General features: G+C 74.4%; 7 protein-coding genes. 3 read left to right on the top strand and 4 right to left on the bottom strand.

The features are described 5' to 3' along the window. Positions 1 to 17 precede the first annotated feature (17 nt). Positions 18 to 13,547: an SDR family NAD(P)-dependent oxidoreductase gene (locus AB0G79_RS09725; protein ID WP_360802894.1), complete on the bottom strand. Its 13,530-nt coding sequence runs from the start codon at positions 13,545 to 13,547 to the stop codon at positions 18 to 20. 267 nt (positions 13,548 to 13,814) lie between these two features. On the opposite strand from AB0G79_RS09725, the gene AB0G79_RS09720 reads away from it, so the two are divergent. Both AB0G79_RS09720 and AB0G79_RS09715 read left to right on the top strand, forming a co-directional pair. Then, complete coding sequence (locus AB0G79_RS09720; RefSeq protein WP_360802891.1) at positions 13,815 to 14,402, top strand: hypothetical protein; 588 nt, start codon at positions 13,815 to 13,817, stop codon at positions 14,400 to 14,402. A 55-nt stretch (positions 14,403 to 14,457) separates the two neighbouring features. Next, a complete protein-coding gene (locus tag AB0G79_RS09715; protein WP_360802888.1) occupies positions 14,458 to 15,492 on the top strand; it encodes a 3-dehydroquinate synthase family protein in 1,035 nt (344 codons plus the stop codon). Between the two features lie 115 nt (positions 15,493 to 15,607). Here the strand turns inward: AB0G79_RS09715 and AB0G79_RS09710 are convergent, their stop codons facing one another. The 3 genes from AB0G79_RS09710 to AB0G79_RS09700 are packed head-to-tail and all read right to left on the bottom strand — an operon-like array spanning position 15,608 to position 18,685. Continuing rightward, complete coding sequence (locus AB0G79_RS09710) at positions 15,608 to 16,351, bottom strand: HAD-IA family hydrolase (protein WP_360802885.1); 744 nt, start codon at positions 16,349 to 16,351, stop codon at positions 15,608 to 15,610. Then, positions 16,344 to 17,519 carry a Gfo/Idh/MocA family oxidoreductase gene (locus tag AB0G79_RS09705; protein ID WP_360802882.1) on the bottom strand — a complete coding sequence of 392 codons (1,176 nt, stop codon included), beginning with the start codon at positions 17,517 to 17,519 and terminating at the stop codon, positions 16,344 to 16,346. Before AB0G79_RS09705 ends, AB0G79_RS09710 begins: the two co-directional genes overlap by 8 nt. Then, positions 17,516 to 18,685, bottom strand: a complete 1,170-nt coding sequence (locus AB0G79_RS09700) for a DegT/DnrJ/EryC1/StrS family aminotransferase (RefSeq protein ID WP_360802879.1) — start codon at positions 18,683 to 18,685, stop codon at positions 17,516 to 17,518. The genes AB0G79_RS09705 and AB0G79_RS09700 overlap by 4 nt, the downstream gene beginning before the upstream one ends. Positions 18,686 to 18,969: 284 nt before the next feature. Between AB0G79_RS09700 and AB0G79_RS09695 the strand changes: the two genes are divergently transcribed. After that, positions 18,970 to 19,425, top strand: a complete 456-nt coding sequence (locus AB0G79_RS09695; protein WP_360802876.1) for a type II 3-dehydroquinate dehydratase — start codon at positions 18,970 to 18,972, stop codon at positions 19,423 to 19,425. The last annotated feature ends 13 nt before the right edge of the window (positions 19,426 to 19,438 follow it).

The raw sequence follows: 19,438 nt of genomic DNA, 5'->3' as shown, positions 1-19,438 counted from the left end.
CTGCTGCCAGGGCGGGATCAGGACAGGTCGAGCTCACCGTCCATGAGCGCGAACAGCTCGTCGTCGGTCGCCGACTCGATGTCGATGTCCAGGTCGAGGTCGATGCCGGACTCGCCGGGGGCAGGCTCGGCCGGGGCCGCGTCGGCGGCGGGAGCCGCGTCGGAGAGGCCGAGCTCCTCGGTCAGCTGCTCCGCGAGCTCCCCGGGCGTCGGGTAGTCGAAGATCAGCGTGGCCGGCAGGCGGACGCCGGTCGCGGCGGCGAGGCGGTTGCGGAGCTCCACCGCGGCCAGGGAGTCGAAGCCGAGCTCCTTGAAGGCGTTGTCCGCGCCGATCGCCTTGGCGGTGGCGTGACCGAGGACGGTCGCCGCCTCCGTCCGGACGAGTTCCAGCACGGCCTTGGCCCGTCCGGCGGCCGGCAGGGCCGCCAGGCGGTCGGTCAGGGACTCCTCCACGACCGTCGCCGTCCGGGCCGCCTTGCGGGGCGCGCGGACCAGGGACCGGAGCAGGGCCGGGATCTGCTCGGCGTCGGTGGCGGCCTGCGTGCGCAGACCGGCCAGGTCGAGCCGGGCGGTCACCAGCGCGGTGTCGTCCCTGGCGGCGAGGCCCGCGTCGAGCAGCGCGAGCGCCGTCTCGGTGGGCATCGCGGTGATGCCGGTGCGCTTGCCGCGCTTGAGGTCGGCCTCGCTCAGCTCGCCGGTCATGCCGCTCGCCTCGGCCCACAGGCCCCAGGCGAGGGAGACCGCCGGGGTGCCCTCGGCGCGGAGCCGGCCCGCGAGGGCGTCCACGTAGGTGTTGGCCGCCGCGTAGTTGGCCTGCCCGGGGTTGCCGAGCGTGCCCGCCGCCGAGGAGAAGAGGACGAAGGCGGCCAGGTCCTGGTCCTTCGTGGCCTCGTGGAGCCGGTGCGCCGCGTCGATCTTGGCGCGGAAGGCGGTGTCGAACCGCTCCGGGGTCTGGGCGGTGATGACGCCGTCGTCGAGGACGCCGGCCGTGTGGACGACGGCGGTCAGCGGGTGCGCCGGGTCGACCGTCGCGAGCAGGGCCGCGAGCTGGTCGGGGTCGGTCGCGTCGGTCGCCGACACGGTGACCGTGGCGCCGAGGGCGGCGAGCTCCTCGCGGAGCTCCTCGGCCCCGGGCGCGGCCGGGCCGCGGCGGCTGATCAGCTGGAGGTGCTTGATGCCGTGCTCGGTGACCAGGTGGCGGGCGGTGAGGGCGCCGAGGGTGCCCGTACCGCCGGTGACCAGGACCGTGCCGTCCGGGTCGAGCGGGCTGCTCGTGTCCGTGACGGAGGCGCGGGCGAGGCGCGGGACGGTGATCCTCCCGGCCCGCAGGGCGAGCTGGGGCTCGCCGGTCGCGAGCGCGGCCGGGAGCAGCGAGGCCGAGCGGGGGTCGGTGTCGACCAGGACCAGGCGGTCCGGGTGCTCGTTCTGCGCGGTGCGGACCATGCCCCACACGGCGGCCTGGTCGGGGTTCTCGACCGCGTTGCGGGTGAGGACCACGAGCCGGGTGCCGTCGGGGTCGCCCGCCAGGTGGGCCTGGACGGCGGCGAGGACGCGGCCGGTGAGGGCGCGCACCTCCTCGGTGCTCTCCGTCAGGTCCAGGACCGGCCAGTCGGCTCCGGTGGTGCTGCCCGGAGCAGGGACCTCCTGCCACTCGACCCGGAACAGCGCGTCCTTCAGCCGGTCCTGCCCGCCGCCCAGCTGCGCCGGGTCGACGGCCCGGAAGGCGAGCGATCCGACCGTGGCGACGGGGGCGCCGGTGGCGTCCGCCGCCTCGACGGAGACGGTGTCGCCGCCCCGGGGGGTGATGCGGACCCGCAGGCGGGCCGCTCCGGCGGCGTGCAGGGTGACCCCGTTCCAGGCGAACGGGAGGAGGACCTGTCCGGCCTCCGTCTCGGCGACCGCGCCGAAGCTGGTCGTGTGCAGGGCCGCGTCGAGCAGCGCAGGGTGCAGGCCGAAGGCGGCGGCCTCGGCGGTGGCCTCCTCCGGCAGGGCGACCTCGGCGAACAGTTCGTCGCCCCGGCGCCAGACCGTCCGCAGGCCCTGGAACAGCGGGCCGAACTCGTGGCCCGCGGCGGCCTGCCGGTCGTAGAAGCCGTCGATGTCGACGGGTTCGGCGTCCGCCGGCGGCCAGGCCGTCAGCGTCCCCTCGGGTGCCTGCCCGGCGGAGGTGAGGGAGCCGGTGGCGTGCCGGACCCACTCGTCGGCGCCGTCGGCCCCTTCCGTACGGGAGTGGATGCCGACCGTCCGGCGGCCGTCGCCGTCGGCGGCGCCGACCAGGACGCGGACCTCGACGCCGCCGCGCTCCGGGAGGACCATCGGCGACTGGAGCACCAGCTCCTCCAGGACCCCGGCGTCGATCTGGTCGCCGGTGCGGACGGCCAGCTCGACGAGGGCGGTGCCCGGCACCAGGACCGTGCCCGACTTGGCGTGGTCGGCGAGCCAGGCGTGGCTCTTGAGGGAGAGCCGGCCGGTGGCCAGGACCCCTCCGTCCTCCGGGAGTTCGACGACCGCGCCGAGCAGCGGGTGTTCGGCGGAGGCGAGGCCGAGCGAGGCCGCGTCCGTCGTGCCGGCCGTCGCCTCGGCCCAGTACCGCTCGCGCTGGAAGGCGTACGTCGGCAGGTCGACGCGGCCGGCCCCGGTGCCGTCGAAGGCGGCGGACCAGTCGGCGCGGGTGCCGTGGACGTACAGCCCGGCGAGGGCGGCGAGGAGCGTGCGGGGCTCGGAGCGCTCGCGGCGCAGACCCGGCACGATCACCTCCGTGCCCGAGGTGCCGGTGCCGTGGGCGGCGTCGGCGTCGAGCGTCTCGCGGGCCATCGCCGTCAGGACGGCGTCCGGGCCGATCTCCAGGAAGCGGGTCGTGCCCGCGGCCCGCAGGTCGCGCACGGCGTCGGCGAACCGCACCGGCTGCCGGACGTGGTCCGCCCAGTAGTCGGCCGTGCCGAGCCGGTCCAGGCCGACGCCGGCTCCGGTCAGCGTGGAGACCACGGGGATACGGGGCTCCGCGTACGAGAGTCTGGCGGCGACCTTCCGGAACTCGGCGAGCATCGGCTCCATGCGGGCCGAGTGGAAGGCGTGGCTGACCCGGAGGCGCTTCGTCTTCCAGCCCTTCGCCTTGCAGACCTCGGCGACCGCGAGGACGGCGTCCTCGTCGCCCGATATCACCAGCGCCGAGGTCCCGTTGACCGCGGCGACCCCGGCCCGGCCGTCGGCCGGGAGCAGCGGGAGCAGCTCGGCCTCGCCGGCCTGGACGGCGACCATCGCGCCGCCCTCGGGCAGGGCCTGCATCAGCCGGCCGCGCGCGGCGACCAGGGCGGCGCCGTCGGCGAGCGAGTAGACGCCCGCCACGTGGGCGGCGGCCAGTTCGCCGATCGAGTGCCCGGCGACGGCGTCGGGCCGTACGCCCCAGGACTCGACGAGCCGGAAGAGGGCGACCTGGGCGGCGAACAGCGCGGACTGGGTGTAGACCGTGCGGTGCAGCAGCTCGGCGGCCGGAGTGTCGGGGTCGGCGAACACCACGTCCTTGACGGGGAGTTCGACGTGCCCGGCGGCGACCAGGTGCCGGTCGAGCTCGGCGCAGGCCGCGTCGAAGGCTTCCGCGTAGACGGGGTACGCGGCGTACAGCTCGCGGCCCATGCCGGTCCGCTGGCTGCCCTGGCCGGTGAAGAGGAAGGCCGTACGGCCGGCGGCGGGGGCGCCGCCGACGACCGACCCCGGGAGCGCGCCGGAGGCGAGACCGTCGAGCCCGGCGAGCAGCTCCTCGCGGTCGGCCGCCACGACGACCGCCCGGTGGTCGAGTTCGGCGCGGGAGGCGGCCAGGGAGTACGCGACGTCCGCGAACTCCGACCGGGTGGTGCGCCCGCTGTCGCGGAGCCACTCGGCGAGGCGCGCGGCCTGACCGGCCAGCGCCTCGGGCGACTTGGCGGACAGCACGTACGGCAGGATCTCGGCGGGTTCCTGCGCGGCCGCGGCCACGGGGGCCTTCTCCGGGGCCTGCTCGATGATGACGTGGGCGTTGGTGCCGCTGACGCCGAAGGAGGAGACGGCCGCGCGGCGCGGACGGTCCACCTCGGGCCACGGGCGGGCCTCGGTGAGGAGCTCCACCGCGCCGGCCGACCAGTCGACCTTCGTCGACGGCTCGTCGACGTGCAGGGTCTGCGGCAGGACGCCGTGCCGGATCGCCTGGACCATCTTGATCACGCTCGCGGCGCCGGCGGCGCCCTGCGTGTGCCCGATGTTCGACTTCAGCGAGCCGAGCCACAGCGGCTCCCGGTCCGCGTCGCGGTCCTGGCCGTAGGTGGCGAGGAGCGCCTGCGCCTCGATCGGGTCACCGAGCCGCGTGCCCGTGCCGTGCGCCTCGATCGCGTCGACCTCGGAGCCGGTCAGACCGGCGTCCTGGAGGGCGGCGCGGATGACGCGCTGCTGGGAGGGGCCGTTGGGGGCGGTGAGGCCGTTGGACGCGCCGTCCTGGTTGACCGCCGTGCCCTTCACGACCGCGAGGACCGGGTGGCCGAGCCGTTCGGCGTCGGAGAGCCGCTCGACGAGGAGCAGCGCCACGCCCTCGGCCCAGCCGGTGCCGTCGGCGGCGTCGGCGAAGGCCTTGCAGCGGCCGTCGGGCGACAGACCGCGCTGACGGGAGAACTCCACGAAGGCGTCCGGCGTCGTCATCAGTGCGACACCGCCCGCCAGCGCCATCGTCGACTCGCCGGTGCGCAGCGACTGCGCGGCCAGGTGGAGCGCGACGAGCGAGGAGGAGCAGGCCGTGTCGACCGTGAGGGCCGGGCCCTCGAGGCCGAAGGTGTACGAGATGCGGCCGGAGGCGACGCTTCCGGACGTGCCGGTCAGCCGGTAGCCCTCCAGCTCGCCCGCGCCGTGCTGCATCCGCAGGATGTAGTCGCGGTCGTTGACGCCGACGAAGACGCCGACGCGTTCGCCGCCCAGACCGGTCGGGTCGATGCCCGCCCGCTCGAACGTCTCCCACGTCGTCTCCAGGAGGAGCCGCTGCTGCGGGTCCATGGCGACGGCCTCGCGCGGCGAGATCCCGAAGAAGCCGGCGTCGAAGACGGTCGCCGTGTCCAGGAACGCCCCGTGCCTGGCGTACGAGGTCCCCAGGTGCTCCGGGTCCTCGTGGTAGAGCGCCTCCAGGTCCCAGCCGCGGTCCCGCGGGAGCCCGCCGATGATGTCGGCGCCGTCGGCGACGATCCGCCACAGCTCGTCGGGGCCGTCGGCGCCGCCGGGGAAGCGGCAGCCCATGGCGACGATGACGATCGGGTCGTCGTCCTCGGAGGCCGTCGCGCGGCCCCCGGCCGTCACGGCCCGCTCGGGCTCGTCGCCGACCAGGTCGGCGAGGAGCTTGCGGGCGAGGACGGTCGGCGTCGGGTAGTCGAAGACGAGCGTGGTGGGCAGGGTGAGCCCGGCCCGCTTGCCGATCCGGTTGCGCAGCTCGACGGCGGTCAGCGAGTCGAAGCCCAGCTCCTTGAAGGCGCGCTTCTCGTCGATGGCGTCGGCGGTCGCGTGTCCGAGGACGGTCGCGGCCTCGGCCCGCACCAGGTCGACGAGGGTCCGCTCGCGCTCGGCCGGGGCGAGCCCGGCGAGCCGCTCGGCCAGCGCGTTCCCGCCGCCGGCGGCGGCGGGACCGGCCTGCGCGGCGACCCGGCGCAGCGGCCGGACGAGCCCGCGGAGCAACGGCGGGACCGGGTCCGTGACCGAGCGGGCGCGGAGCCCGGCGAGGTCGAGCCGGGCGGCGACGAACGCGGCCTCGGGGGAGCGGAATCCGGCGTCGAGGAGCGCCATGCCGGCCTCTGCGGAGAGGCCGAGCATGCCGTCCCTGCGGTGGCGCTGGAGCGCCGCCTCGTCGAGGTGGGCGGTCATGCCGCTGACGTCGGACCAGTAGCCCCAGGCGAGGGAGGTCGCCGGGGTGCCTTCGGCGCGGAGCCGGTGGGCGTAGGCGTCGAGGGCGGCGTTGGCGGCGGCGTAGTTGGCCTGGCCGGGGTTGCCGAGGGTGCCGGCGGCGGAGGAGAAGAGCACGAACGCGGACAGGTCCAGGTGCTTCGTGGCCGCGTGGAGCACCTCGGCCGCGTCGATCTTGGCGCGGAAGGCGGTGTCGAGCCGCTCGGGGGTCTGGGCGGTGATCACGCCGTCGTCGAGGACGCCGGCCGTGTGGACGACGGCGGTGAGCGGGTGGGCCGGGTCGATCCCGGCGACCAGCGCCGTGACCTGGTCGGGGTCGGTGGCGTCGACGGCCTTGACGGTGACCGTGGCGCCGAGGGCGGTGAGCTCCTGGCGCAGCTGGTCGGCGCCCGGGGTCTCCGGGCCGCGGCGGCTGATCAGGAGGAGGTGGCGGATGCCGTGCTCGGTGACCAGGTGGCGGGCGGTGAGGGCGCCGAGGGTGCCGGTGCCGCCGGTGATCAGGGCCGTCCCGTCGGCGTACAGCGGGCTCGCGGTGCCGGGGACGGTGGTGCGGGCCAGGCGCGGGACGGTGATCTTCCCGCCGGTCAGGGCGAGCTGCGGTTCGCCGGTGGCGAGGGCCGCGTGGAGCAGGCCGGCCGACTCGACGTCGGTGTCGACCAGGACCAGCCGGTCCGGGTGCTCGTTCTGCGCCGTTCGGACGAGACCGCGTACGGCGGCCTGGGCCGGGCTGTCGACCGCGCCGCGGGTCAGGACCACGAGCCGGGTGTCGTCGGGGTCGGTGGCCAGGTGGGCCTGGACGAGGGCGAGGGCGCGGGCCGTGACGGTCCGCACGTCCTCGGTGTTCTCGGTCAGGTCCAGGAGCGGCCACCGCTCGCCGGCGGTCGTGCCGGGGGCGGGGGTCTCCTGCCACTCCACGCGGAAGAGCGAGTCCCGCAGGGAGTCGCCGCCGCCCGCGAGACGGGCCGAGTCGAGCGCGCGGTAGGTGAGTTCGCGCACCGACAGGACGGGGGAGCCCGCCGAGTCGGCCGCCGCCAGGGTCACCGAGCCGTCGCCCTGCGGGCTGACGCGGACCTGGAGGCGGGCCGCGCCCGACGCGTACAGGGAGACGCGGCGCCAGGTGTGCGGGAGCAGCACCTTGCCGTCACGGGCGGCGGAGCCGAGCGGGCCGAAGGCCGCGACCGACAGGGCCGCGTCGAGCAGCGCCGGGTGCAGGCCGAAGGCGGTCGCGGAGCCCGCGAGCTCCTCGGGGAGCGCCACCTCGGCGTACACCTCGTCGCCGTGGCGCCAGACCTTCCGCAGCCCCTCGGCGAGGCCCTCGACGTCGACGGCCTCGGCGCTCTGCGGCGGGCGGACCGTGAAGTCTCCGGCGAACGCCGTGGACTGGGCTGCGAGGTGGCCGATCGCGTTCCGCGTCCAGTCGTCGGAGTCGTCGGTACGGGAGTGGACGCTGACCGCCCGGAGGCCGGTCTCCCCGGCCGCGCCGACCTGGACGCGGACCCGGACGGCGCCGCGCTCGGGAAGGACGAGCGGCTCCTCCAGGACCAGTTCCTCGATCATTCCGGCCGACACGTGGTCACCGGCCCGCACCGCGAGCTCGAAGAGGACCGAGCCGGGCACGGCGGCGGACCCGCCGGCCGCGTCGGCGGCCAGCCACGGGTGCGTCTTCAGGGACAGCAGGCCCGTCGCCAGGACGCCACCGGAGCCGGGGAGTTCGACGAGCGCGCCGAGCAGCGGGTGCTCCTCGGTCGCCAGGCCGAGCGCGCCCGCGTCCGTGCTGCCGGTGCCCTCCAGCCAGTAACGGCGGCGCTGGAACGGGTAGGTGGGCAGTTCGACCCGGGCCGGGTGGGGATCGGTCAGCACGGTCCGCCAGTCGAGCACCACGCCGCGGACGTGCAGCTCGGCGGCGGAGGTCAGGAAGCGCTGGAGGTCGCCGTCGTTCCGGCGCAGCGAACCGCCGGTCACCCAGGGGCCGTCGGCCCGCGCCTCCAGGATCTCCTGGACCGGCATGCTGAGCACCGGGTGGGCGCTGACCTCGACGAAGACCCGGAAGCCGTCGGCGACGAGCTGCTCGACGGACTCGCCGAAGCGGACCTGGTGGCGGAGGTTCGCGTACCAGTAGCGGCCGTCGAGGACGGTGTCGCCGTCCAGCCACGCGCCCCGCAGGGTGGAGAACACGGGGATGCGCGGGGCGGTGGGTTCCAGGCCGTCGAGGACGCGGGCGAGTTCGTCCTCGATGCGCTCGACGTGGCTGGTGTGGGAGGCGTAGTCGACGGGGATCTTGCGGGCCCGGACGCCCTCCGCCTCGTACGCGGTGTGCAGTTCGTCGAGCGCGTCGGCGTTTCCGGCGACGACGGTGGAGGTCGGGCCGTTGACGGCGGCGATCTCGATGCGGCCCGCGTAGGCGGTGAGACGGTTCTCCACGTCGGCGAGCGGCAGAGGAACGGACATCATGCCGCCGAGGCCCGCGAGGTGGGCGCCGATCGCCTTGCTGCGCAGGGTGACCACGCGGGCGGCGTCGTCGAGGGACAGGGCCCCGGCGACGTGCGCCGCCGCGATCTCGCCCTGGGAGTGGCCGACGACGGCGTCCGGCGTGAGCCCGTGGTGCTGCCAGAGGCGCGCGAGCGACACCATGACCGCGAAGGAGGCGGGCTGGACGACGTCCACGCGGTCGAAGGCGGGGGCGTCGGGGGCCTGCCGGATGACGTCGAGGAGGTTCCAGTCGACGTACGGGGCGAAGGCGGCCGCGCACTCCTCGATCGCCTCGGCGAAGACCGGCGAGTCCTCGACGAGCCGCGCGCCCATGCCGGCCCACTGGTGGCCCTGGCCGGGGAAGACGAACGCGGTCTTGCCGCGGACGTCGGCCGTGCCCGTGACGAGCTCGGCCGCCGGCTCACCGGCCTCCAGGGCCGCGAGACCCGCGACCAGGGCGTCCTCGTCGGCCGAGACGACCACGGCCCGCTGGTCGAGCGCGGCCCGCGTGAAGGCGAGCGCGTGCGCCAGGTCGGAGCGGTCCGCGCCACGGGCGACGGCGGCGAGCTGCCCCGCCTGGGCCCGCAGGGCGTCCTGCGACTTGGCGGAGACCAGCCACGGGGTGACGGCGCCGGCCGCGCGGCCCGCGTCCTCGCCGGCGGGGTCGGAGTCCGGGGCCTGCTCGATGATGACGTGCGCGTTGGTGCCGCTGACGCCGAAGGAGGAGACGGCCGCGCGGCGCGGACGGTCCACCTCGGGCCAGGCGCGGGCCTCGGTCAGGAGCTCCACGGCTCCGGCCTCCCAGTCGACCTTCGTCGACGGGCGGTCGATGTGGAGGGACTGCGGCAGGACGCCGTTGCGGATCGCCTGGACCATCTTGATGACACCGGCGACACCGGCCGCCGACTGCGCGTGCCCGATGTTCGACTTGAGCGAGCCCAGCCACAGCGGCTCCTGGTCCGCGTCGCGGTCCTGGCCGTAGGTGGCGAGGAGGGCCTGCGCCTCGATCGGGTCGCCGAGCATGGTGCCCGTGCCGTGGCCCTCGACCACGTCCACGTCGCCGCTCGTCAGGTGCGCGTTGGCCAGGGCCTGGCGGATCACCCGCTGCTGCGAGGGGCCGCTCGGCGCGGTGAGGCCGTTGGAGGCGCCGTCCTGGTTGACCGCCGAGCCGCGCACGACCGCGAGGACCGGGTGGCCCAGGCGCTCGGCGTCGGAGAGCCGCTCCAGGAGGAGGACGCCGACGCCCTCGGCCCAGCCGGTGCCGTCGGCGGCCTCGGCGTACGGCTTGCAGCGGCCGTCGGGGGCGAGCGCCCGCTGCCGGGAGAACTCGACGAACGAGGTGGGCTCGGCCATCAGCGCGACACCGCCGGCGAGCGCCATCGTGCACTCGCCGTTGCGCAGCGACTGCGCGGCCAGGTGCAGGGCGACCAGAGAGGACGAGCAGGCCGTGTCGACGGTGAGCGCCGGGCCCTCGAGGCCGAAGGTGTACGAGACGCGGCCGGAGGCGACGCTGCCCGCCGAGCCGGTGCCCCGGTACCCCTCCAACTCCTCGGGCGCGCCCGTCACATGGGTGCCGTAGTCGTGGTACATGACGCCGGAGAAGACGCCGACGGGCTCGCCGCGCAGCCGCGACGGGTCGATGCCCGCCCGCTCCAGGGCCTCCCAGGAGGTCTCCAGGAGGAGCCGCTGCTGCGGGTCCATGGCGGTCGCCTCGCGGGGCGAGATGCCGAAGAACTCGGCGTCGAAGTCGGCCTGGTCGTAGAGGAACCCCCCCTCGCGGACGTAGCTGGAGCCGGGGCGGCCGCCCTCGGGGTCGTACAGCTCCTCCAGGTTCCAGTCGCGGTCCTCGGGGAAGCCGGAGACCGCGTCGCGGGCCTCGGCGACGAGCCGCCACAGCTCTTCGGGGGAGGTGACGCCGCCGGGCAGGCGGCAGGCCATGCCGACGATGGCGATCGGCTCGTCGGATCCGGCGACCTCGGGGCGGACCTCCTCCACGGCGGCCTGGATCCCGTTGAGCTCCGAGTGGAGCAGACGGGCGACGGCCTGCGGGGTCGGGTGGTCGAAGGCAAGGGTCGCGGGCAGCTTGAGACCGGTGGTCTCGGTGAGGCGGTTGCGCAGGGCGACGGCGTGCAGCGAGGTGAAGCCGAGCTCCTTGAAGGCGCGCTCGGGGCCGACCCTGTCGATGGAGCCGAGGTCGATGACCCGGGCCGCCTCCGTGCGGACGACGTCGAGGAGGACGCGGAGCTGCTCGGGCTCGGGGAGCGGCGCGAGGCGCTCGCGCAGGGCCTCCGCGATCGAGGTGTCGGCGGTCGCGGGCGTCGCCGAGGTGTCGATGAGCCCGGTGAGCAGGACGTTCACCGAGCCGGTCGCGAGGGTCGCGGTGTCGAGGCGCATCGGCAGGCAGTGCGCCTGGCCGCCGAGGAGCGCGGCGTCGAACATGGCGAGGCCGTCGGCGGTGTCGAGCGTGCCGACGCCCGGCTCCTCCGGGCCGCCGTCGGTGACGGCCGGCTCCCAGGGGCCCCAGCCGAGCGACAGCGCGGGCAGGCCGCGGTCGGCGCGGTGCTGCGCGAGGGCGTCGAGGAAGGTGTGGAAGGCGGCCCGGCCGCCCTCGCCGGGGGCGCCGAGGAGCGTGTCGGCGGAGGAGCAGACGACGAACGCGGCGAGGTCGTGGGCGCGGGACAGCTCGTGCAGGTGGAGCAGGGCGCCGACGGCGGAGGCGAGCGGCCGGTCCGGGCGGACCGCCAGCGCGGTCTGCCAGCCGTGGGCGTGGACGACGGCGGTGACCGGGCGACCGGCCTGGTCGAGGGCGGCGGCGAGCGCGCCCCGGTCGGTCAGGTCGCAGGCGGTCGCGCGGACCTTCGCGCCCAGCTTCGTCAGCTCGGCCGCGAGGCCGGTGACGCGCTCGTCGGCGGCGTCGTGCGAGGTGATCAGGAGGACGTGCCGGATGCGGTGACCGGTCACCAGGTGCCGGGCGAGGGCCGCGGCCTGCGGGCTCTCGGCGCCGGTGACGACGACGGCGCCCTGCGGGTCGAGGACCCGTCGCTCGGCCGGGTCGGCGCTCGCCGCGACCCGGGCGAGCCGGGGCACGAGCGGGACGCCGGTGCGCAGCGCGAGCTGCGGCTCGCCGGAGGCCAGGGCGGTCGGCAGCGCCTCCAGGGAGGCGGGGGCCTCGTCGAGGTCGAGGAGGAGCAGACGGCCCGGGTGGGCGGCCTGGAGGGAGCGCAGGAGGCCCCAGACGGGAGCGTGCGCGATGTTGTGGAGGGTCTCGCGGGGTCCGGCGATGACGGCGCCGCGGGTGGCGACGGCGAGCCGGGTGGCGGCGAGGCGCTCGTCGCCGAGCCAGACCTCGACGCGGCCCGCGAGCTCGTCGACGGTACGGCCGACGGCGCCCGCGAACTCGGCGGCGGAGGCGGCCTGCGGGACGTCGAGGCCGAGGACGACGGTGCCGGGGACGGTGGGGGAGCCGGCGAGCCGCTCCTCCAGGCCGCCGGCGATGGCGTCCGCGTCGGCGCCGGTGACCAGCCAGTGCTCGGCGGCCCCCGCGGCCTCCGGCACGTCCTGGGCGGTGCCGCCGGTCAGCGGGATCCAGTCGAGGCGCAGCAGCGACTCGAAGTGGCTGGCGTTCGCCGCCCGCAGCCGCATCGGGCGGCTGAGCAGCTTGTGACGGGTGATCTTCCCGGACTGGGTGCGGGGGATCGACTCGGTCTCGTACAGCTCCTCGGGCACCTTGAAGTAGGCGAGCCGCTCGCGGCAGGCGGCGTAGAGGAGTTCGGGGTCGAGGCCCTCGGGTCCGGGGACGACGAAGGCCACCGGGACCTCGCCGAGCACGTCGTGCGGCTTGGCGACGACGGCGACGTCGGCGACGCCCGGCACGGACCGCAGGACCTCCTCGACCTCGCCGGGGTGGATGTTCTCGCCGCCGCGGATGATGAGTTCCTTCAGGCGGCCGGTGATGCGGAAGTACCCGGCGACGTCACGCCTGGCCAGGTCGCCGGTGCGGTACCAGCCGTCGACGAGCGCCTCGGCGGTCGCCGCCGGGTCGTTGTGGTAGCCGACCATGACGTTCGGGCCGCTGACCCAGACCTCGCCCTCCTCGCCGGTGGGCACGTCGTTGCCGGTGTTCGGGTCGACCAGGCGGACGTTCACACCGGGGACGGGGATGCCGCAGGAGCCCTCGACGCGGTCGCCGGTCGGCCACTTCATGGTGATGGAGCCGCAGGTCTCCGTGGAGCCGTACGCGTCGAGCAGCTTCGCCCCGTACAGCTCCTCGAAGCGGGTGTGCAGGTCGGCCGAGGTGACCGAACCGCCGACCAGGCACATGCGCAGCCGGGGCGCCTGGAAGCCCTTGCGGGAGGCCGCGGCGACCAGCTGGTGGTACATGGTGGGCACGCCGGCCAGGAAGGTGGAGTTCTCCTCGCGGAGCGCGGCGAGGACGTCGTCGGCGGCGAAGCCGTCGACCAGCCGGGCCGAGGCGCCGACCGTGGTCACCGCGACGACGCAGACGATGTGCGACAGGCTGTGGAAGAGCGGAAGCGGCCACAGCACCCGGTCGTCGGCCGAGAGTTCGGGGATCGGGACGTAGCTGGCGCTCACCGACCACAGCGCGTTGCGCTGGGTGGAGAGCACGCCCTTGGGCTTGCCGGTGGTGCCGGAGGTGTAGAGCATCCAGGCCACGTCGTCGAGGCCCAGGTCGTCCCGGGCCGGGGTGGCGGGCTCGGTCGTCGCGAGCGTCTCGAAGGAGGCGCCACCGGCCGGCACGCGGCCGTTGCCGGTCACCACGATCCGCACCGGGCTGCCGGCGCCGAGGACCCGCCGCACCTGGTCGACGTGGGCCGGGTCGGTGACGACCACGCGGGCACCGCTGTCGGACAGCAGGTGGGTCAGCTCGGCGTCGGTGGACCGCGGGTTCAGCGGCACACCGATCGCGGCGGCGCGCACGATCGCCAGGTAACTCTCCACGGTCTCCACCCGGTTGCCCAGGAGGATGGCCGCGCGGTCGCCCGGCTGGAGGCGCAGCGCCGCGAGGTGACCGGCGATCCGGCCGGTCCGCTCGGCGAGCTGCGCCCAGCTGACGGAACGCTCGGAATCGCGGTAGGCCACCTTGTTCCCGAAACGCTTCGCGTGCGCCGTGAGCAGTTCCGGCAACGGTCGGATCAGCTCGGTTCGCAGCATGTCCACACACCCCTCGATAACGCGACGGAAACAACGAATAACGCTCTACAGATCTCAACCGATCACGACGAGTCTCGTTGCTTGACGTGCGTTCTGAACCCCAGTCAACCCCCCTAAGGGCTCCCTGACTCGGGTGTGCGGAGCGGTAATCGCCCCCTAGGAGATAGTGGCGGCGGGGGCGACGGCCCTAGCATGGAATAAACGGGCATTCCCGCAGGTGAAAGGGGAATGGTCGCATGGAGAGAATCGTAACGGAAGGAATTCCCGGTGAACGTGACAGCTCCCGACCCGACACACCTCACGGCCCTTGAATCGGATCATGAAGAGGCCTACGGCTTCGAATTCAGCGACGACGTGACGCTGGCCTCCAAGGAACTCGCGCAGGCCGTCGCCGCCGAACCCGCGCTGACCGCCGACGAACAGCTCGCACTCGCCGTGTGGCACGTGCGGCACGTCGTCGCGCTCATTCCCGAGGGAAGTCGCCGCGGATTCCTCTTCCAGTGCTGGCAGCACTGGACGGAGGGCCTCACGCCCGACCGCCGCACCGCCCTCTACGACCGCACCCAGGCCGCCGGTTCGGCCCTCGACGACGGCCCGCCGGCCATGAGCGGCGCGACCGAGCAGGCCTGGGACGCGTACCTGCGCACCCTGCGCCGCTCCGTCCACGCCTGGAACGAGCAGGGCGCCCCCGTCAACTACCTCCTCTTCGACCACGCCCACCTGACCCACCGACGCCTGCGCATCCCCGCCGTCACCGAGGCGCTCGCCGCCCGCACGGTCCGCGCCGCGCTCACCCCCTCGGGCGCGGACCTCCAGCCGATCGCCGTGCCGGCCGCCGCGCTCCAGACCGCGTGAGACGGGCCCCGCACCCCGCACGGGCCCTCCTGAAGGCCCCCGAAAGGACCCCCTGATGACCCAGCAGCTCGCGGCCCGCCACCAGGTCGAGGTGGGCCTGGGCGACCGCTCGTACACCGTGCACATCGGCCCCGGCGTGCGCGCCCTGCTCCCCGCGGCGGTCGCCCGTCTCGGGGCGCGGCGCGCGGTCGTCGTCTCGGCCCGCCCCGCGCACTGGCTCCCCGAGCTCGGCGTCGAGACCCTGCGGATCGACGCCCAGGACGGCGAGGTCAACAAGACCCTCGCCACCGTCGCCGAACTCACCGGCGCCTTCGCCCGGTTCGGCCTCACCCGGGACGACGTGATCGTCTCCTGCGGCGGCGGCACCACGACCGACATGGTCGGCCTCGCCGCCTCGCTCTACCACCGGGGCACTCCGGTGATCCACCTGCCCACCTCGCTGCTCGCCCAGGTCGACGCGAGCATCGGCGGCAAGACCGGCGTCAACCTGCCCGAGGGCAAGAACCTCGTCGGCGCCTACTGGCAGCCGGCCGAGGTGCTCTGCGACACCGACTTCCTCGACACCCTCCCCGAGGCCGAACGGATCAACGGGTACGGCGAGTTGGCGCGCTGCCACTTCATCGGCGCCCCGGACCTCCACGCCCTCGACCTGGTCGACCAGATCGCCACCAGCGTCGCCCTCAAGGCGTCCGTGGTCACCCGGGACGAACGCGACCAGGGCCTGCGGCACATCCTCAACTACGGCCACACCCTGGGCCACGCCCTGGAGCTGGCCACCGACTTCCGGCTCCGGCACGGCGAGTCCGTCGCGATCGGCACGGTCTACGCCGGGCTGCTCGCCGCCGCGCTCGGCCGCGTCGACGCGGCCCGCGCCCAGGAGCACCGCACGGTCGTCGCCTCGTACGGGCTGCCCGTGACGCTGCCCGAGGGGGTCGGTCACGACACCCTGCTCCGCTACATGCGCCGCGACAAGAAGGCGGGCGCGGGCCTCGCCTTCGTCCTCGACGGCCCCGCCGGCGCCGAACTCGTCAGGGACGTACCGGAAACGGTCGTCCTCGACACCCTGGCGGCGATGCCCGTGGGCGGCTGAACCGCCCCTCCCCGTACGCCCTCCCCGTACGGCCAGACACGCGAAACGGCCCGGACTGTGCAGAGTCCGGGCCGTTTTCGTGGTACCCGCCAGGGGCGACGGGACCGGTCCTCGCCTACGCGACGGGAACCGCCCCCGGGCACAGGGCGAGCAGGTCGGCGGGCCGGCGCAGCACCGCCTCGGGGCCCGCCGCGAGGAGGACGTCCTCGTCGACGCCGGCCCACAGCGCCGCCGCCGGCACGACACCGGCGCCGCGCGCGCTCTGGAGGTCGGTGACCGCGTCGCCGACCATCACCGTCTGCTCCGGCGGCGCGCCGAGCACCGACAGGGCGCGCAGCACCATGTCGGGCGCGGGCTTGGGGTTGGCGACCTGGTCCGAGCCGATGACGATGTCGAACAGCGGCAGCAGCTCCAGTTCCGCGAGGAGCGCCCGCGCCCGGTCGCCGGCCTTGCCGGTGGCGACCGCGAGCGGGATGCGGCGCGCGCGCAGCTCGTGGAGGAGCTCGCGGACGCCGGGGAAGACGGGGACCTGCCCCTGGAGCCGGTAGCTCTCCCGGACGAACGGGCCCTCCATCGCGAGGGGAAGGCCCATGATCCGCATGATGTCGGGGAAGTACCGGCCGAGGTGGCGGTTGTACTCCGCGAACGGGGCCTCACCCGCCCCCACGACCTCCCGGTACGCGATGCTGAACGCCTCGCGCATCACCTCGTAGCTGTCGACGATCACCCCGTCGAGGTCGAACACGACCGCACGGAAGGTGCGGTCGGTCCGGCCCGCGGCGGGAAGGCCGTCGGTGAACTCGCTGAACCCGGCGTAGGGCGTCGTGTAGCCCGGATAGTCGCCCAGGGCGTCAGGCATGGTGATCCTCCGTGGTGAGCAGCGTCGAGTGGGGCACCGTCCGGGCCGCTCTTGTGGAGCGGGCGCCGATCCGGGCCCGGCGGGCCGAGCGGTAGATGCGCTCGATCACCGCGATGGTGCGGCGGACCTCGTCCACGGTCCGCCCCTGTGACGCGGGGTCGGCGAGCAGCGTCGGCAGTTCGTCGAGCTGCTGCAGGTACTCCGCCCCGATCTCCTCCTCCGGCAGCGGCACGTCGATCTCGACGCCGTCCCGGACGCGAACCAGCTGCGAGCCCTTCCGCCGGTTCGGGCTGAACCCGAACGTGCAGGTCAGGGTGGCGCTGCCGTGGCTGCCGTCGACCCGGATCCGGGTCACGTCGTACGGCTCGTGCGAGGCCCAGCTCGCCCTGATCGCCACGGACACGCCGTCCTCGGTGATCAGGAAGCCGCGTGCCGTGTCCTCGACGTCGCCGTCCGAGGCGTCCTGCTTCGGCGCGTCCTCGCGCCAGGCGGCCGCCGACGTGCGGTCGTTGACGAAGTCGTCCGAGACCGTGCCCACGGCCTGGTCGAAACCGACCGGGCCGATGATCGGGCCGACGGTGTCGAGCAGGTGCCAGCCGAGGTCGACCAGGGCCCCGCCGCCCGCGAACTGCCGCTGGGTGAACCAGCCGCCCGCGTCCGGCACGCCCCTGGCCCGCACCCACGACAGCTCGATGTGCCGGAGCTCCCCGAGGTCCTCGGTGATGACCTGGCGCAGCATGCGGACGTCGGAGCGGTAGCGGGCGGCGCTGCCCGCGAGGAGCGTCGCGCCGCCGGCCTGCTCGGCGGCGGCGAGCTGTTCCGCCTCCGCCGAGTTGAGGCAGACCGGCTTCTCCAGGAAGACCGGGATGCCCATGCGCAGGATGCGGGAGGCGACCGTGGAGTGGAGGTGGTTGGGGACCGCGACGACCGCCAGGTCGGTGTTCGACCTGTCGAGCTCCGCCACGTCCGTCAGGAGACGGGTGCCGGTGCGGTCCTGGGCGATCTCCGCGTGGGCCGCCGTGTTGGGGTCCACCACGGACGACACCGCGAAGGACGGGTGCTGGCGCAGCCGGGGCAGCCAGATGGACTTGGCGGCCCAGCCGAGGCCGACCACACTCGTACGGACCGGATCACGCGCCGGTCCGAGCGCGCTCACCGGGGTGTTCACGACCGCGCGACCTCGGCGGCGACGGCCCCGGCGATGGCGTGCATCTGCTCCTCGGAGCCGAGCAGGGTGCGGTGGTGGATCCAGATGGTGTCCGCGGTGATCGCCTCGGTGACGGGGCAGCGCTCGGCCAGCTCGGCCACGGTCGACTTCGGGGCCGCGTACTCCCAGAAGCCGTCCGAGCGGTAGATCGCGCGGAACGCGATGAACGCCGGGACGCCCCGCTCGACGAGCCGCTGCACGAGGGCGTTGCGGTTCTCCTCGGTGATGCCGGGGATGCGGAACATCTGCATGTAGTGCGGGTTCACGTTGACGCGCTCGTCGCGGCCCTGCGGCACGACGCCCGGGATCTCGGCGAGCAGCGAGGCGAGGAGCGGGGCGCGCTGCTCGCGGGTGGCGATCTGCTCGTCCAGGCGGCCCAGCTGGGCGCGGAGGACGGCGGCGGAGAACTCGTTCATCCGGAAGTTGGAGCCGGACGTCTGGTGGTAGTACCGCTTGTCCGTGGCCGGCCGGCCGCAGCTGTGGCGGAGGAACGCCTCCTGGTACGAGGCCTCGTCGGGGAAGGTGACCGCGCCGCCCTCGCCGGCCGTCATCAGCTTGCCGTTCTGGAAGGAGAACGCGGCGATCGAACCGAGCTCGCCGGCCTTCAGCCCGTTCCACTCGGAACCGTGCGCGTGCGCGGCGTCCTGGATCAGCGGGATGCCGGTGTCGGCGGAGATCTTGCCCAGGGCGTCCATGTCCGCGAAGTGACCGGCCATGTGGACCGGCATGATCGCCTTGGTCCGGTCGGTGATCGCGGCCTTCGTGGCCTCCGGGTCCAGGCAGTACGTCACCGGGTCGACGTCCACGGGGACGGCGACCGCGCCGAGGCGCTGCGCGGCCTGCGAGGAGGAGATGAAGGTGAAGGCCGGCACGATCACCTCGTCGCCCTGGCCCACGCCCAGGACCTGGAGGGCCAGTTCGAGGGCGTGCGTCCCGTTGGTGACGGCCAGGGCATAAGGGGCGCCGTGACGGTCGGCGAACTCGCGCTCGAAGGAGTCGACCTCGCTTCCGCCCATGCGCCACCACTGGCCCTGGTCGAGGGCGCGCACGAGGTTGGCGCGCTCCTCGTCACCGTAACGAGGCCAGGTCGGAAGGGAGGCGAGCAGCTGCTGCTCACGATCAGTCATGGGGAACCAGTCCTTTTCGGGGAGGATCTCGAATCCGGAGAGCCTGGAATAGTGCCGGAGGAGCGCGATAACGTGCCCTGGCCGCTTGGCCGATGGTTTTCTCTCGTCCGGGGAATATCACGCTACCGCGCGGACGGCACTGGACCCCATCCCCTACAGGGTCCCTTGTGACCCCCCTTAATGTGCGCCTACGGGCCCCTTCACGGGCATGGTGGCAGTGAGGTCCTGCTACAACTTTCCAGAGGCGATAAACCACTCTCTCTGAATGTTGTGCGAGGTGAATCATGAGCGCGATACTCCTGCTGAATGGCCCCAATCTCGGAATCCTCGGGCAGCGTGAGCCGGAGGTGTACGGCACCGACAGCCTGGCCGACATCGAGCGGGCCGTGAGCGAGGAAGTCGCGGGACCCGGCTGGAAGGTCAGGTCGATCCAGCACGACTCCGAGGGCGACCTGGTCACCGCCATCCACGCGAACTACGACACCGTCGGGGCGATCGTGAACCCCGGCGCCCTGATGGTCGCCGGCTGGAGCCTGCGCGACGCTCTGGCCAGCTACCCCCGGCCCTGGGTCGAGGTGCACCTCTCCAACGTGTGGGCGCGCGAGCAGTGGCGCCACGAGTCGGTGATCGCCCCGCTCGCCTCCGGTGTCGTCGTCGGTCTCGGCGCCCTCGGCTACCGGCTCGGCGCCCGCGCGCTGCTGGCCATCGCGGGACAGGTCCCGGCGCCCGCGGGCCGCTGAGGCCCCCCCCCGC

Source organism: Streptomyces sp. NPDC020807 (assembly GCF_040641575.1).
GTDB lineage: Bacteria > Actinomycetota > Actinomycetes > Streptomycetales > Streptomycetaceae > Streptomyces.
This window is presented reverse-complemented; position numbering and strand designations above follow the sequence as displayed.

Bases quoted from the DNA above. Each gene is read 5' to 3' on its own strand.
- AB0G79_RS09700 (WP_360802879.1), bottom strand. From the start codon at position 18,685: ATGACTGATCGTGAGCAGCAGCTGCTCGCCTCCCTTCCGACCTGGCCT.
- AB0G79_RS09715 (WP_360802888.1), top strand. From the start codon at position 14,458: ATGACCCAGCAGCTCGCGGCCCGCCACCAGGTCGAGGTGGGCCTGGGC.
- AB0G79_RS09695 (WP_360802876.1), top strand. From the start codon at position 18,970: ATGAGCGCGATACTCCTGCTGAATGGCCCCAATCTCGGAATCCTCGGG.
- AB0G79_RS09710 (WP_360802885.1), bottom strand. From the start codon at position 16,351: ATGCCTGACGCCCTGGGCGACTATCCGGGCTACACGACGCCCTACGCC.
- AB0G79_RS09725 (WP_360802894.1), bottom strand. From the start codon at position 13,547: ATGCTGCGAACCGAGCTGATCCGACCGTTGCCGGAACTGCTCACGGCG.